This is a genomic window from Bauldia sp. (assembly GCF_020442045.1).
Taxonomy (GTDB): domain Bacteria; phylum Pseudomonadota; class Alphaproteobacteria; order Rhizobiales; family Kaistiaceae; genus Bauldia.
In genome coordinates, this window is record NZ_JAGRLA010000117.1 from 1 (window position 1) to 15,016 (window position 15,016).

A 15,016-nucleotide genomic window follows, 5' to 3' on the forward strand; every position below is an offset into this window, starting at 1 on the left:
GGGGAGCCGATGGGGCAAGCATCGCCGCGCCCTCCGCTTCTTGTCTGACCTGCCCGGCATGTAGCTGATTCGAAAGACAGTTCTGTGACGGATCGCTGACCGCTGCGCGACGATATTGACGACCCGGTCGCCGTCACGCCTGGTCGGCGTCTTGCATCGACTCCGCCACACACACCCCCGGGCGGGAACGCGGTGCCGCCGCGCTCAGACCAGGAGCGGCATCATCAGCGTCGCGAGGCTGAGGACGAGGAAGAAGCCCGCGACGTCGGTGATCGTCGTCAGCAGCGGTCCCGAGGCGACCGCCGGGTCCTGGTTGAGCTTCTTGAGAAGCAGCGGCACGACGCCGCCGATCGATACCGCGATCACCGTATTGATGGCGAGCGCCAGCCCGATGACGATGCCGAGGAAGGCATTCCCCTTCCACAGCCACGCGACCACCGCGATCAGGATGCCGAGCACGACGCCGTTGATGACGCCGACCGAAACCTCCTTCGCCCAGACCCGGAAGACGTCGACCGGCTTGGCCAGGCCGAGCGCCAGTTCGCGCAGCGACACCGCCACCGACTGGTTGCCCGAACAGCCGCTCATGTCGGAGACCATCGGCAGGAAGATGGCGATGGCGATCACCGCCGCCAGCGTCTGCTCGTAGAAGGAGATGACGCTCGCCGCGATGACGTTGAGGACGATGTTGGCGCTGAGCCAGGCCAGGCGCCGGCGCGACCTGAGAAGCAGCGGCATCGAGCGGAGCTCGTCGCCGAAGACGCCCTGCCGCTTCAGGCTCTCGCTTTCCGACCTTTCCAGCAACGCATCCGCGACGGCCGAGCGCGAGACGGTACCGACCAGCCTTCCCTCGGCATCGACCACCGGCAGGCCGAGAAACTCGTGCTCGTCGAGCAGGTCCTGGATCTCCTCGAGCTTCGTCTCGGTCGTCACCGAGAGCGGCTCCGCCATGATCTCGGGTAACGCCGTCGACCGGCGGGCGGTCAGGAGGTTGCGCAGCGACACCACGCCGATCAGCCGCCCGTCCTCGTCGACGATATAGGGGTGCTGGCCCCGGTAGCGCTCGAAGTCCTCCTCCTCGCTGGTCAGCCGATGGATGACCGCGCCGACCGTGTCGGTGCTCGGAAACGAGAAGGTCTCGCCGATCATCAGGCCGCCGGCGGTGTCGTCGGCATATTCGACCAGCCGCATGACCTCGGCGGCTTCCTCCGGCTCCATCTCGGCGAGGATCGCCTCGGCGTCCTGCTGCTCGAGCTCGCCGACGACGTCGGCCTGGATGTCGGAATCGAGTTCCTCGATGATCTCGGCCGCGTCGCCGGCATCGAGATGCCCGACGAGGTCGACCGCCTGCTCGTTCGGAGCTTCGGTGATCAGTTCCGCCGCGAGATCCGGCGGCAACGCGGTCAGGACATTCGTCCGCTCGTCCGGCTCGAGCTGCAGCAACGCGCGCAGGCCGTCGCTGAGGCTCAGCTCCTCGAAGATCGCGACGAGACGGTCCGGCGCGCCGGCCTCCAGCGCTTCGCGCAGGGAGATCCACGGCTCGTCCGGGTCGAACAGCACCGGGCCGGATTCACCCTCCATGACATCGATCGCGTCTGGTTCGCTCATGGCTCGCCTCCTGCCACGGTTAGGCTGCCGACCGAGCTTACGGCCGATCCGTTATCCTCTGGTTATGTGCATCCCGATTTGCCGCCGTCGAGGGCGCGCATGCCGGATTCCACCGGACGACCGCGGAAATGTGCCCTAGAGAAGCGTCGGGATCACCGAAACGACGAGCAGCACGGCCATCGTCACGTTGAAGATGCGCCGCCGCCGGGTATCGGAAAGGAAGCGGGCGATCGCCGTTCCGAACAGGCACCAGACGACACCATTCGGCAGGCAGACGAGCCCGAACATCGCCGCCATCACGGCGATCTCGGCGATCGGATCGCCGCCCGGCGTGGTGAACAGCGTCGCCGCGCCGAGCACCAGCGCCCATGCCTTGGGATTCACCCACTGGAACGCCATCGCCTCGAAGAAGTTCAGCGGCCGCGATCGCGCCGTCGTCACATCGGGCTTCCCGGCCTGCGAAATCCGCCAGGCGAGGAACAACAGATACGCGAAGGCGATATACTTCAGGACCTCCTGCAGCAACGGGTAGGCATCGAAGACACGCCCGAGGCCGAGCCCGGCCGTGATGATCATCAGCGGAAAGCCGAGCGCGATGCCGAGGATATGCGGCACGGTCCGCGCCAGCCCCCAGTTCGCGCCGGAGACGAGCATCATCAGGTTGTTCGGACCCGGCGTCGCGGAGAAAGCGACGACGAAACCGAGCAGGGGCAGAAGGGTCTCGGCATTCATGACATCGGCATTATAGGTCAATAATATTGACCTTTTCAAATGCCATTCGGAGAGACGCGCCTACGGCACGGACCGCAAATCCGCGCCCCACATCTTGAGCCGGCGCCGCGAAAAGAGTAGTTCCCTCTGAAACGAGGGGCCAAACTTGCATCTTCCGATCCTGGATCACGAGGCCGGTGGCCGCGTGGTCCGTTGTCAGAACCGCTTCGGTCGACCGGCTCGACGTACCGCCGTGGCCGGCCGGCCATCGCCCCTCACCTCTCTCCGCAGGTCGCGTCTCGACGCGAGCTGCCGCAGTTTGGCGGCGTAGGGCCGTCAGGACTTTCCGCATCGAGACATCCCAGGGAGAAAAGACAAGCCATGAAACTGCTCCGCTTTGGTCCCAGCGGCCGCGAGAAGCCAGGCATCCTCGACAAGGATGGCGTCATCCGCGACCTGTCGGGCATCGTTGACGACTTCACGCCCGCGACGCTGGCCGCCGGCGCCATCGCCAAGGTGAGGAAGGCGAAGCTCGACAGCCTGCCCAAGGTCTCGCCGCGCACCCGCATCGGCCCCTGCGTCGGCGGCGTCCGCAATTTCATCGCGATCGGCCTGAACTACATCGACCACGCCAAGGAGACCAACTCGCCGATCCCGAAGGAGCCGATCGTCTTCAACAAGGCACCGAGCTGCATCGTCGGCCCGAACGACGCCGTCGTCCTGCCGAAGGGCTCCAAGAAGACCGACTGGGAAGTCGAGCTCGCCGTGATCATCGGCAAGGGCGGCAGCTATATCGACGAGAAGAAGGCGATGTCGCATGTCGCCGGCTACGCCGTCTGCCACGACGTGTCGGAGCGCGAATACCAGATCGAGCGCGGCGGCCAGTGGACCAAGGGCAAGGGCTGCCCGACCTTCGGCCCGCTCGGGCCGTGGCTCGTCACCCGCGACGAGATCAAGGACGTCCAGAACCTCGACATGTTCCTCGACGTCAACGGCAGGCGCATGCAGACCGGCAGCACCTCGACGATGATCTTCGGGGTCGCCCATCTCGTCAGCTACCTCAGCCGGTTCATGCTGCTCGAGGCCGGCGACGTCATCACCACCGGCACCCCGCCCGGCGTCGGCATGGGCCTGAAGCCGAAGCCGCGCTTCCTCAAGGGCGGCGAAACCGTCCATCTCGGCATCGAGGGGCTCGGCGAGCAGACCCAGAAAGTGGTCAAGCACAAGAAGTAGCAGGGCGGACGATCCGCTCGGCAACAGGGTGGCGCCGGTCTCCGGCGCCACCTTTCGGAGGGCCGGAGACCCAGTCCCCGCCGCCGGCGCGCCGGATCCGATCAGTTGAGCGGCGTGGTCGGCGTCTGCGCCCGCTTCGACCGCGCCCGTTCGATCCCCAGCCGGCGCTCGCGGAAGATGACGAAGAGGCCGGCACCGATGACGATCGCGGTGCCCAGCAGCATCCGCTGGCTGGGCCAGGTGTTGAACACCACCAGGCTGACCGTCAGCGCCCAGATCATCGATGTATAGTCGAACGGCGCGATCATCGACGCGCCGCCATAGCGGAAGCTCTGGGTCATCAGCACCTGCCCCATGCCGCCGAAGATGCCCGCCGCGACCAGCGACAGGAAGCCGGTGAGGTCCGGCATCACCCACCCGAACGGCAGGGTGACCAGCGCGAAGAGCGATGTGAAGAGCGAAAAATAGACGACAATGGTCGCGGCACTTTCGGTCCGCACCATCACCCGCACCTGGGTCGAGGTGGCCGCCCCGAGGAAGGCACCGCTGACGGCGACAATCGCGCCGAGCCCGCTGCGCTCCGTGGCGCCGCCCTCGACGTCCGGCCCGACATAGTCGGAAAGGATCACCAGCACGCCGATCAACCCGACGATCACCGCCGACCACCGGTAGATGCGCACCTTCTCGCCGAGGAAGACCACCGCCAGCACCACCGTCATCAGCGGGGCCGCGTAGCCGATTGCGGTGGCATCGGCGATCGGCAGCAGCGACAGGGCCGTGAAGCCGAGGAACATGGTCGATGCGCCGCTGACCGAGCGCAGGAAATGCCGGCCGATCCGCTGGGTGTGGAAGACGGAGGGAAACTGCCCGCGCCACATCACCCAGGCAAGCACCGGGATCAGCGCGAAGAAGCTGCGGAAACAGACGAGTTCGCCGATCGGATAACGCGCGCTGTCCAGCTTGATCAGCGTGGCCATCGCCGTGAAGGACAGTGTTGAAGCGACCTTGAGCGCTATCCCGACGAGCGGGCGCGCATGTTCTGGTGGGTCCATCGGATTTGGCGCGAGCGGAGCACAGACCGGCGGGAGTCGCAAGCCCGATCGATATCGGCCGTGCAACCAAAAGACCGCCGGCCCCGCGACGGCGGCGTGATGGCCTGACGCGCGCGCCGCCGTCAGGCCATCATGCGCTGCGTGCTAGGCCTGGGCGTCCTGGATCGCGGCCCATACCCGCTCCGGCGTCGCCGGCATGTCGATATGGGTGATGCCGCAGCCACGGTTGAGCGCGTCGACGACCGCGTTCATGACCGCCGGACAGGAGCCGATCGAGCCCGCCTCGCCGGCTCCCTTGATGCCGAAGGCGTTGGTCTTCGACGGCACGTTCCGCGTCTCGAAGTTGAAGCTCGGCACGCCGTCGGCCCTCGGCATCGCATAGTCGAGGAAGGATGCGGAGAGAAGCTGGCCGTCGGCATCGTAGACGGTATGCTCGTAGAGCGCCTGGCCAATCCCCTGGACGATGCCGCCATGGACCTGACCCTCCAGCAGCATCGGGTTCACCGTCGCGCCGAAATCGTCGACGATCCAGTAGCCGACGATCTCGGTCGTACCGGTCTCGGGGTCGATCTCGACCTCGGCGATGTGGCTGCCGTTCGGATAGGTCGGCTCGGGTTGCTCGAAATCGTCGTCGAAGGCGGTGAGCGCCTGCGGGTCCTTGGCCGACCTGGCGACGTCGGCAAGCGTCACGCCGCGGTTGGTGCCGGCGACCCGGACCATTCCCTCGGCGAGCTCGAGATCCTCGACCGACGCCTCGAGCTGGTCCGAGGCCAGCCGCTTGACCTGCTCGGCGAGCTTGACCGCTGCATTATGCACCGACACCGCCCCGAGCGGGATCGAGCGCGACCCGCCGGTCCCCTCGCCATTCGGCACCTGGTCGGTATCGCCCTGGACCACCTTGACCTTGTCATAGTCGATGCCGAGCTGGCCGACGATGAACTGCGAATAGGCGGTGGCGTGCCCCTGGCCATTGGTCTGGGTGCCGATCAGCAGGGTCACCGTGCCGTCTTCCTCGAGCCGCACCGTGGCCTCCTCGGTGCCGGGGAAGGCGCAGGCCTCGACATAGGTGGCCATACCGAAGCCACGGAGCTTGCCGGCCGCCTTCGAAGCGGCGGCGCGGTCCTCGAAGCCCTTCCAGTCGGAGGTATCCAGCGCCTGTTCGAGATGGCCGTCGAATTCGCCGCTGTCATAGATCCGCCCGCCCTGCGTCTCGTAGGGGAAGGCCTCCGGCTTGATGAAGTTCCGCCGCCGGATCTCGACCGGGCCGAGGCCGGTATCGCGGCCGCACTGATCGACCAGCCGCTCCACGAGATAGGCGGCTTCCGGCCTGCCGGCGCCGCGATAGGCGTCGACGGTCGCGGTATTGGTGTAGATGCCGCGGCACAGCGCGTAGAGATGCGGGATGTCATAGACACCGGTCAGCATCGTCAGCTCGCCCTCGGGGATGAACGGTCCGAACTGGGAGAGGTAGGCGCCCATGCCGGCCAGCAGATCGACCCGCATGGCGAGGAATTTGCCGTTCTCGTCCATCGCCATCTCGGCGACCGCGAAATTGTCGCGGCCGTGGCTGTCGACCAGGAAATGCTCGCTGCGCTCGCTGATCCACTTCACCGGCTTGCCGGCCCGCTTCGCGGCGATCGTCGCCAGCGGGTATTCCTGGTAGACGAATGTCTTGGTGCCGAAGCCGCCGCCGACATCCGGGGTGATCACCCGGATCTTGCTGGCCGGAATGCCGAGGATATCCTTGGCGATACGGTCGCGCATGCCATGGCCGCCCTGGGTGCCCATGGTCAGCGTATAGCGATCCGCCTCGGCGTCGTATTCGGCGACGATGCCACGCGTCTCCATGTAGTTGGCGACCAGGCGGTTGTTGACGATCTCGATCCGGGAGACCCGGGCGGCGCGCAGCATGGCGGCGTCGGTCGCACCCTTGGCGCCGCGCGAGCAGGCGAAGGCGACATTGGTGCCGTGCTCCGGCCAGACCAGCGGCGCGTCGTCGGCGAGCGCCCCGCGCAAATCCGCGATGGCCGGCAGCGGATCATAGTCGATCTCGATCGTTTCCGAGGCCATCTTCGCCTGTTCCAGCGTGTCGGCGACGATGAAGGCGATCGGATCTCCGACCTGCCGGACCATGTCGCCGCACAGCAGCGGATGCTCGGGAATCCACGGATGGGTCCCGTCGACCTGGCGAATCTTGCCTTTGCAGGGCAGCCCCTTCACGCCGGCGAGATCCTCATGGGTCATCACCAGCCGCACCCCGGCCGTCTCGCGGGCAGCGGAAAGATCGCCGACCTTGATCCGCGCGTGGGCCATCGACGAGCGCAGCACATAGGCGTGGAGCATGCCTTCCGGCGCATAATCGTCGGTGAAATGACCGGCTCCGGTCACCAGCGCCTTGTCCTCGGTGCGCTTGGCGCGGGCACCCATGCCGTATTTGGGCGGGGCAACGTTGTTCATGTGGGGCTCGGCCCTTGGGCCGCCTCTTTTCTTTCAGTTGAGCGGAATCTGCCGTCGGGAACGCGTGACGACCGAACCGGTATCCGACCAGATCGCGACGTGAAAGGCAACCACGGTGATCGCGTCGCGTTGTCCGATTATTCGCGACAAACCACAGGTTTTGATAGGGTGCCGCCGGGTATTCACCCGGACATTCCGAAAAGGCAATTCCAGAGATGATCACCGATCCGCCGCTGCTCACCCTTCGCCGCAATTTTCCCCGTCCGACAAAGGAACAGGTCGCCGCCTTCACCGGCGTGCAGACCGGCCACGCCGTCGATGCCATGCAGGGCAGCGGCGCGCTGGATGGGCGAATCAAGTCGATCGGCGGCGTGAATCCCTTCTGCGGCGTCGCCGTCCCGGCCGCCGACGGCCCGGCCGACAACCTCGCCACCTTCGGCGCCCTCGCCGTCTCCCAGCCGGGCGATGTCATCGTCTCGGCGACCGGCGGCTTTACCGGTGTCGCGGTGATCGGCGACCTGCTGCTCGGCATGATGAAGAACAGCGGCTGCGCGGCCTTCGTCACCGATGGCTTCGTCCGCGACGTGGTCGGCATCCGTGGCGTCGGGCTGCCCTGCTACGCCGCCGGCGTCACGCCCAATTCGCCGGCCCGCAACGGTCCGGGAACCGTCGGCCTGCCGGTGATGGTCGGCGGAACCATGGTCGGCCCCGGCGACATCGTCCTCGGCGACGAGGACGGCGTGGTCATCGTGCCTTTCGGACGGATCGACGAGATCATCGAGCGCCTCGCCAAGGTCAAGGCCGCCGAGGCCGATCTCGAGGCGAAGGTGAAGGCCGGGCTCAAGATGCCCGATTTCATCCAGAGCCGGATCGACGCCGGCCTGTTCAACGAGATCGACTGAGCCGCCAGATGCGCATCGCGATGATCGGCGCCGGCGCCATGGGGGCGATGTTCGGCGCACGCTTTGCCCGGACCGGCGCCGAGGTCGTGCTCTATGACATCGACGCCGATCATATCGCCGCGATCTCGGCGAACGGCCTCGTTGTCACCGATCCCGACGGAGAGGCCATCTCCCGGCTCGCCGCCACCACCTCGCCCGTCGAGGTCGGCCCGGTCGATTGCGCGGTGATCATGGTCGATGCCAACGCGACCGAGGCCGTTGCCGTGGCGATCGCCCCGGTGCTTGCGCCGGATGCCTTCATCCTCACGCTGCAGAACGGCATCGGCAACATCGAGAAGCTGGTCGCCGCCTTCGGCAAGGAGCGGGTCGTCGCCGGCTGCACCTATAACAGCGCCGCCAGGCAGGAGCCCGGCAAGGTGCTCCATTCCAACATTGGCGAGACGACCATCGGGGAGCTCGACGGAAGCCGCACGGACCGCGTCGCGGCGATCGCCGGTCTCTTCCGCGAATGCGGCCTGCCGATCGAGGTCAGCGACAATGTCATCGGCCACATCTGGATGAAGTTCGTCCTCAATGCCGCGATCAATCCGGTCTGCGCGGTGACGCGCCTCCGGCCGGGCGAGATCATCCGTGTCGATCCCGCCCGGCGCTTGCTCGAAGGGCTGCTCGACGAGATCCTCGCGGTGGTCGATGCGAAGGGCATCCAGCTGCCCTCGCCCGACGCCCGCGCCGAGATCCTCGATCACGCCTGGGAGCGCTACAACCGGCCGTCCATGCTCCAGCATGTCGAGGGCGGACGCCGCACCGAGATCGGCGCGCTGAACGGGGCGCTGCTCGGCGAGGCGGCGGCTGTCGGGATCGCCTGCCCGAAAAACGAAGCAGTGGTGCTGACCATCAGGGCCCTGGAAGCCCGCGCCGTACTTCGCGCCGAGACCCCCGAGTTGGACGAAGCGGCGCTCGAAGCCGAGGCACGCGCGACCCCGCGCCCGGCCTGAAGACTGGACGCCAACCGGACACGCACCGCCTGGCCTTCAGGCAGGTCAGAGCCCCTGAACGATCACAACGCTGCCGGTCGAACAGCTCTGGCGCAGTTGTTTCAACGGCGCGTATTCGTCGCTGTCAAACAGCCTACGAGCCGTGTCCATGTCGGGAAATTCAAACAGGACGATTCTGGTCGGCTCCCACGTTCCTTCGAGAACTTCGTGAGGGCCGCCCCGGGCCAGATATCTGCCACCGAAGGACCCAACGAGTGGCTTCACCTGCTCCATGAACTTGCCATAGGGGCCCGGGTCATGGATGTCGACGTCATAGATCAGGTATGCGCTCACAAGTTCCTCCAGGACGAAACATAACGAACGATATTTCGGGTGGGTCGTCGGCCAGGGTTCTGACCCTGGCTCAGCGCCACGGCTCCCTGAGCAACAGCTCCGGTCCGAGGCCGGCTATCGACTTGGCGCCGCAGAAGGCCATCACCCGGTCGATCTCGCTGCGGTAAATGTCCAGCACCCGGGCAACGCCTTCCTCGCCCGCCACCGCGAGTGCGAAGAGCTGCGGCCGCCCGATCAGGCAGGCCGAGGCCCCGAGGGTCAGGGCGCGAACGGCGTCGACGCCGCGCCGTATGCCGCCGTCGACGAGCACCGGGATCTTCCCCCCGATCGCCGAGACGACGCCGGGCAGCGCCTCGATGCTCGACGCCGCGCCGTCGAGCTGGCGTCCGCCATGGTTGGAGACGATGACGCCGTCGACGCCGTGATCGGGCGCGCGCCGGCCCTCGTCGGGGTGCATCACCCCCTTGAGGATCAGCGGCCCCTTCCAGACCTTGCGGAGGTCGTCGACATCCTTCCAGGTCATGCCGGGATCGAGCATGTCGATCATCCGCATGGTCTCGAGGTCGATCTTCTCGCCTTCCCGGACGTAGTTGCCGAAGCCGATCTTCGACAGCTCCTGCCGCATCCGCCACAGCCAGCCGGGCTTGACCGCCATGCCGCCGATCTCCACCGGCCCCATGCGCGGCGGAAAGACGAAGCCGTTCTTGATGTCGCGCTCGCGGTTGCCGCCGAGCTGGTTGTCGATGGTCAGCACCAGCCCGTCATAGCCGGCCGCCGCCGCCCGTTCGGCCAGTTCACGGGTGAACCCGCGATCCTTGTAGATGAAGACCTGCATGAAACGCGGCGAAGCGCCGGTGACGGCAAGGTCCTCGATGGTGCAGACCGAGCCGTGGCTGAGGACGAAGCCGGTACCGGCCGCCGCCGCCGCTCGCGCCGCGCACTGCTCGCCCTGCGGCCAGAAGAGGCCGGAGAGGCCGGTCGGTCCGATCATCAGGGGCATCGAGAATGTGTGGCCGAACAGCGTCACCGAGAGGTCGCGCGTCGCCGCGCCGTCGAGCGGCCGCGGCAGGAGCTGGATATCGTCGAAGGCGGATTCGTTCCGCCTGAGCGTCCACTCGTCCTCGGCCGCCCCGTCGGCGAGGTCGAAGACCGCGGTCGGCAGAATTTGCCGCGCCTTCGCGCGCATCTGCGCGACGCTGTTGATGCGCCGCAGGCTCTCCGGCGTCATGATCTCGTTCCCCCCCTGTCCCCGGCTGGCCGGTTATGCGCCCCGCAGCAGCCGGGCGGCGGCGATCAGTCCGGCGGTCGAGGAATCCTTGCCCTCGGTCGACTCCTTGCCCTCGACCATAGGCAGCAGCGTCTTGGCAAGCGCCTTGCCGAGTTCGACGCCCCACTGGTCGAAGGAGTTGATCCCCCAGATCACGCCCTGGACGAAGATCTTGTGCTCGTAGAGGGCGATGATCATGCCGAGCGTCTCCGGGTCGAGCCGCTTGTAGAGAAGCGTGTTGGTCGGCCGGTTGCCGGGGAAGACCTTGTGCGGCGCCAGCCGCTCGACATCTGCCGCCGCCATGCCTTCGCCCTTCATCTCCTCGCGCGCCTCGGCGATGGTCCGGCCGCGCATCAGCGCCTCGGTCTGGGCGAAGCAGTTCGAGAGCAGCAGGGCGTGGTGCGTGTAGTCTTCATGCGAATCGGAATAGGCGCCGACCATGAAGTCGCACGGGATGATGTCCGTGCCCTGGTGGATAAGCTGGTAGAAGGCATGCTGACCGTTGGTGCCGGGCTCGCCGAAGACCAGCGGCCCGGTATGCCCCATCACCGTCGCGCCGCCGATCACCTTCACCCGCTTGCCGTTCGACTCCATGTCGAGCTGCTGGAAATAGGCCGGCAACCGCTCCAGCCGCTGCTCATAGGGCAGGATGCCGAGCGCCGGAAAGCCCAGGATATTGCGGTTCCAGACGCCGATCAGCGCCAGGATCGCCGGCAGGTTGCGGGCCAGCGGCTCGGTGCGGAAGTGATCGTCGATCGCCCGGCCGCCGGCGAGAAAGCTGCTGAAGCCGGACGGCCCGATGGCGATCATCAGCGACAGGCCGATCGCCGACCAGATCGAATAGCGTCCGCCGACCCAGTCCCAGAATTCGAACATCCGGTCCTCGCCGATACCGAAGGCCTTGACCTTTTCGGTGGCGGTCGACATCGCCGCGAAATGGGCGCCGACATGCTCCTCCCCGACCCGTTCCACGATCCACGCCCGCGCCGTCGCGGCATTGGTCATGGTCTCGACCGTGGTGAAGGTCTTCGAGGCGACGAGGAAGAGCGTGCGGTCGGGATCGAGCCCGGCCAGCACGTCGCGGATATCGGCCCCGTCGACGTTGGAGACGAAGTGGGTTCGGGGGCCGTCGTGATAGGGCGACAGCGCCCGGGTCGCCATCTCCGGTCCGAGATCGGACCCGCCGATGCCGATATTGACCACGTCGGTGAACTGGCCACCGGCGCCGCGGATCGAGCCCGAGCGGACGCCGTCGGCGAAGGCGGCCATGCGGTTGAGCACGGCATGCACTTCGGGGACGACATTGACCCCTTCCGACCGGTAGACCTCGTCGGGAAGCGACCGCAGGGCCACGTGGAGGACCGACCGGTTTTCGGTTCGGTTGATCGCCTCGCCCGCGAACATCGCCGTCCGGTGCTTCTCGACCTCGGCGGCCTCGCCGAGCGCGAAAAGCAGCGGCATCGTCGCATCGTCGATCTGGTTCTTCGAATAGTCGAGGAGCAGGTCGCGGAAGGAGACCGAGAACTTGTCGAAACGCTCCGGGTCGGCCGCGAACTTGTCCCTCATCGGGGTCTTGGCGACGACCGAACGATGCGCGTCGAGCGCTGCGAACGCCTGAATCATTGCGGAATTCACGGAAGTCCCTCCCCGGCACGGCTGATGACTGCTGACCAGAAGGACCTACCACATGGCGCGGCGGATCGCATCATCGATGCGGCCCGGACGCAACTCAGGCGAGCCAGTTTCCCAGCCGCTCCACCGCCTCGCACATGTCGGCCTCGGTGCCGGCGAAGGAGAGGCGCATCCAGGCATGGCCCCGCTCGGTGTCGAAATCGGGACCCGGCGTCGCCGCGACCCCGGCATCGGTGAGCATCCGCCGGGTGAAATCGACGGAATCGTTGGAGAAGCCCCGGACCGACACATAGACATAGAAGGCGCCGTCAACCGGATAGAAGTCGCCGAAGCCGATCGCCGGCAGCCGGTCGAGGAGCAGGTTGCGGCTCGCCGCATAGCCCGCCTTGACCGTTTCCAGCTCCTCCGTCGCGTCGAAGGCGGCGATCGCGGCGCGCTGCGAGATATCCGGCGCGGAGATGTAGAGATTCTGCGCGATGCGCTCGATCGGCCGGACCAGCTCCTCGGGCAGCACCATCCAGCCGATCCGCCATCCCGTCATGCAATAATATTTCGAGAAGGAATTGATGACGATCGCATGCGGCGAGTATTTCAGCGCCGTCTCGGCCCTGCCCTGGTAGACCAGCCCGTGATAGATCTCGTCGGAGATGAAGCGGATGCCGAGGTCTTCCGCGGTCTCGATCAGCGCCCCGAGCGCCTCCGGCTGCATCACCGTGCCGGTCGGATTGGCGGGGCTCGCGATCAGCAGCCCCTTGAGCGGGCTTTCCCCATGCGCCGCGATCAGCATCTCCGGCGTCACCACATAGCCGCTCTCGGCGCTGGTCCCGATATTGGCGACCTCCAGCCCCAGCGCACCGAGCAGGTTGCGATAGGCGGGATAGCCCGGCATGGCAAGCCCGATGCGGTCGCCGACATCGAAGGCCGCCAGGAAGGCAAGGTTGAAGCCGGCGGAGGAGCCGGTGGTCACCGCGATCCGCGTATGGGGCACGTCGATGCCGTAGCTGTCGCCGTAGTGCCGGGCGATCCGTTCGCGCAGCCGCCTGGCGCCGAGCGCCTCCGTGTAGCCGAACCGCCCGTCCTCCAGCGCCCGCCGCGCCGCCTCGAGGACCGGCCGTGGCGCCGGTGCGCCGGGCTGCCCGACCTCCATATGCACGACGCGATGCCCCGCCGCCTCGCGATCGACCGCCGCCTGCAGCACTTCCATCGCCAGGAATGGCTCGACTGCGCTCCGGCGCGAAGGCTGGAATTTCGGCGCGCTCAACGCTATCTCCCTACCCGCGAAGGGTCTTTCTGTCGCCCCAATTTCCGGCCATTCGGGGCTGAGACGCCTGCCCGGCGCCCCGCCTTCGCCCGAACGTCAACGGAACGGACCAGAGACGGCTCATGCCCTGTCCCAGCGTGCCTAGCAGCACCACCACCGCTTGGAAAGGCCGTCATCGCGCCGGCCGGGCGGTGGCGCGCGGTCTGATCGCCGCCGGGATTGTCGCCTCGCTGGCCCTGGCGCCCGGGATGGCGCAGGCCGCCGGCGTCAATATCGTCCGTGACGCCGAGACCGAGGCGCTGCTCCAGGATTACGCCGCGCCGATCTTCAAGGCCGCCGGGCTCCAGGGCGGCGACATCCAGATCTTCCTGGTCCCCGACGACCGCTTCAACGCGTTTGTCGCCGACCCGTCCCGGGTCTTCGTCAACACCGGGACGATCATGACCACCGAGACGCCGAACGAGGTCATCGGCGTGCTTGCCCATGAGGCCGCCCATCTCAACCATGGCGATCTGGCGGGCATGCGCGCGACGATCGCCAATTCGACCACCGCCGCGCTGATCGGCGCCCTGGTCGGCGTCGGCGCGGCGATCGCCGGCCAGGCGGCCGGCCTTCAGGGAATCGGCCAGATGGGCAGCGGCATCATGGCCGGCTCGATGCATGCCGCACAACGCAACGTCCTCGCCTATGCCCGCGCCCAGGAAGCCGCCGCGGACCGTTCGGCCGTCGACTTCATGAATGCCACGGGACAATCGCCCGAGGGCATGGTCACGGTGCTTGAGCGCCTCGCCAACCAGGTGCTCCTATCGGCCCGCAGTTCCGATCCCTATATCCAGTCGCACCCGCTGCCGGCGGATCGCGTCGAGAGCGTCGCCGCGCTGGCCGCCAAGAGCAAATACAGGAACCGCAAGGATTCACCGGAATTGCAGGCGCGCCACGACCTGGTGCGCGCCAAGCTCGTCGGCTTCACGATGACCCCGCAGCAGGTCGGCAGGCGCTATCCGCCGAGCGACAACAGCCTGCCGGCCCGCTACGCCCGGGCGATCGCCGCCTACCGGGCGGGCGCCCTCGATCCGGCGCTGAAGCGCATCGACGAGCTGATCCGGACCCAGCCCGACAATCCCTTCTTCCGGGAGCTCAAGGGCCAGGCGCTTCTCGAAGGCGGCCGGCCGCAGCAGGCGGTGGCGCCGCTCGCCAAGGCCGTAGAACTGCGGCCGGGCTCAGGGCTTCTCCGCATCCTCTACGGACAGGCGCTGGTCGCGACCGAGCAGAAGGGCAACGTCGACCTCGCCATCAAGAACCTTACCGTCGGCCTCCAGCGCGACCCCGACGTACCGGTCGGCTGGCGGACGCTCGCCCGCGCCTTCGCCTTAAACGACAACATCCCGCGGGCCGAGCTTGCGACCGCCGAAGGCCTGTTCGTGCTTGGTAATTTCAAGGAAGCCAAGCTCCACGCCCAGCGCGCTCAAGAAAGATTGAAGACCGGCTCGCCGGCATGGGTTCGCGCCGACGATATCATATCCTATAACCCGCCACGTTCCCGCTGATTGCGGGAGGACAACCGC

General features: G+C 67.0%; 12 protein-coding genes. 4 read left to right on the plus strand and 8 right to left on the minus strand.

Features of this window, described 5'->3' with window-relative positions; genetic code table 11:
- Positions 1-204 precede the first annotated feature (204 nt).
- A complete protein-coding gene (gene mgtE, locus KDJ86_RS13340; RefSeq protein WP_291746613.1) occupies positions 205-1,608 on the minus strand; it encodes a magnesium transporter in 1,404 nt (467 codons plus the stop codon).
- 135 nt (positions 1,609-1,743) lie between these two features.
- Entirely contained in the window at positions 1,744-2,361 is a 618-nt protein-coding gene (locus KDJ86_RS13345) for a LysE family translocator (RefSeq protein ID WP_291746616.1), read from the minus strand.
- 339 nt (positions 2,362-2,700) lie between these two features.
- Between KDJ86_RS13345 and KDJ86_RS13350 the strand changes: the two genes are divergently transcribed.
- On the plus strand, positions 2,701-3,552 hold the full coding sequence (locus KDJ86_RS13350; protein WP_291746619.1) for a fumarylacetoacetate hydrolase family protein: 852 nt from the start codon (positions 2,701-2,703) through the stop codon (positions 3,550-3,552).
- Between the two features lie 101 nt (positions 3,553-3,653).
- On the opposite strand, the gene KDJ86_RS13355 is transcribed toward KDJ86_RS13350, so the two are convergent.
- On the minus strand, positions 3,654-4,604 hold the full coding sequence (locus KDJ86_RS13355) for a DMT family transporter (RefSeq protein WP_291746622.1): 951 nt from the start codon (positions 4,602-4,604) through the stop codon (positions 3,654-3,656).
- Between the two features lie 144 nt (positions 4,605-4,748).
- Positions 4,749-7,061 (minus strand): xanthine dehydrogenase family protein molybdopterin-binding subunit, encoded by a 2,313-nt coding sequence (locus KDJ86_RS13360; protein WP_291746623.1) that lies wholly within the window; start codon positions 7,059-7,061, stop codon positions 4,749-4,751.
- A gap of 215 nt (positions 7,062-7,276) precedes the next feature.
- Between KDJ86_RS13360 and KDJ86_RS13365 the strand changes: the two genes are divergently transcribed.
- Both KDJ86_RS13365 and KDJ86_RS13370 read left to right on the plus strand, forming a co-directional pair.
- On the plus strand, positions 7,277-7,963 hold the full coding sequence (locus KDJ86_RS13365) for an RraA family protein (RefSeq protein ID WP_291746626.1): 687 nt from the start codon (positions 7,277-7,279) through the stop codon (positions 7,961-7,963).
- 8 nt (positions 7,964-7,971) lie between these two features.
- Positions 7,972-8,958 (plus strand): ketopantoate reductase family protein, encoded by a 987-nt coding sequence (locus KDJ86_RS13370; protein ID WP_291746630.1) that lies wholly within the window; start codon positions 7,972-7,974, stop codon positions 8,956-8,958.
- Between the two features lie 45 nt (positions 8,959-9,003).
- Here the strand turns inward: KDJ86_RS13370 and KDJ86_RS13375 are convergent, their stop codons facing one another.
- From KDJ86_RS13375 to KDJ86_RS13390, 4 genes are all read right to left on the minus strand, one after another.
- The gene (locus tag KDJ86_RS13375) at positions 9,004-9,291 is read right to left on the minus strand and encodes a DUF1330 domain-containing protein (RefSeq protein ID WP_291746632.1); all 288 of its coding nucleotides are present in this window, start codon (positions 9,289-9,291) and stop codon (positions 9,004-9,006) included.
- A gap of 70 nt (positions 9,292-9,361) precedes the next feature.
- A complete protein-coding gene (locus KDJ86_RS13380; protein WP_291746634.1) occupies positions 9,362-10,519 on the minus strand; it encodes an alpha-hydroxy acid oxidase in 1,158 nt (385 codons plus the stop codon).
- A gap of 33 nt (positions 10,520-10,552) precedes the next feature.
- On the minus strand, positions 10,553-12,181 hold the full coding sequence (gene pgi, locus KDJ86_RS13385) for a glucose-6-phosphate isomerase (protein WP_291746637.1): 1,629 nt from the start codon (positions 12,179-12,181) through the stop codon (positions 10,553-10,555).
- A gap of 106 nt (positions 12,182-12,287) precedes the next feature.
- Positions 12,288-13,394 (minus strand): pyridoxal phosphate-dependent aminotransferase, encoded by a 1,107-nt coding sequence (locus KDJ86_RS13390; RefSeq protein WP_291746678.1) that lies wholly within the window; start codon positions 13,392-13,394, stop codon positions 12,288-12,290.
- Between the two features lie 248 nt (positions 13,395-13,642).
- Here KDJ86_RS13390 and KDJ86_RS13395 point away from each other — a divergent pair, with 248 nt between their 5' ends.
- Positions 13,643-14,998: a M48 family metalloprotease gene (locus KDJ86_RS13395; protein WP_291746639.1), complete on the plus strand. Its 1,356-nt coding sequence runs from the start codon at positions 13,643-13,645 to the stop codon at positions 14,996-14,998.
- Positions 14,999-15,016 lie beyond the last annotated feature (18 nt).

Bases quoted from the DNA above. Each gene is read 5' to 3' on its own strand.
- mgtE (WP_291746613.1), bottom strand. From the start codon at position 1,608: ATGAGCGAACCAGACGCGATCGATGTCATGGAGGGTGAATCCGGCCCG.
- KDJ86_RS13350 (WP_291746619.1), top strand. From the start codon at position 2,701: ATGAAACTGCTCCGCTTTGGTCCCAGCGGCCGCGAGAAGCCAGGCATC.
- KDJ86_RS13355 (WP_291746622.1), bottom strand. From the start codon at position 4,604: ATGGACCCACCAGAACATGCGCGCCCGCTCGTCGGGATAGCGCTCAAG.
- KDJ86_RS13360 (WP_291746623.1), bottom strand. From the start codon at position 7,061: ATGAACAACGTTGCCCCGCCCAAATACGGCATGGGTGCCCGCGCCAAG.
- KDJ86_RS13365 (WP_291746626.1), top strand. From the start codon at position 7,277: ATGATCACCGATCCGCCGCTGCTCACCCTTCGCCGCAATTTTCCCCGT.
- KDJ86_RS13370 (WP_291746630.1), top strand. From the start codon at position 7,972: ATGCGCATCGCGATGATCGGCGCCGGCGCCATGGGGGCGATGTTCGGC.
- KDJ86_RS13380 (WP_291746634.1), bottom strand. From the start codon at position 10,519: ATGACGCCGGAGAGCCTGCGGCGCATCAACAGCGTCGCGCAGATGCGC.
- pgi (WP_291746637.1), bottom strand. From the start codon at position 12,181: ATGATTCAGGCGTTCGCAGCGCTCGACGCGCATCGTTCGGTCGTCGCC.
- KDJ86_RS13390 (WP_291746678.1), bottom strand. From the start codon at position 13,394: ATGGAAGTGCTGCAGGCGGCGGTCGATCGCGAGGCGGCGGGGCATCGC.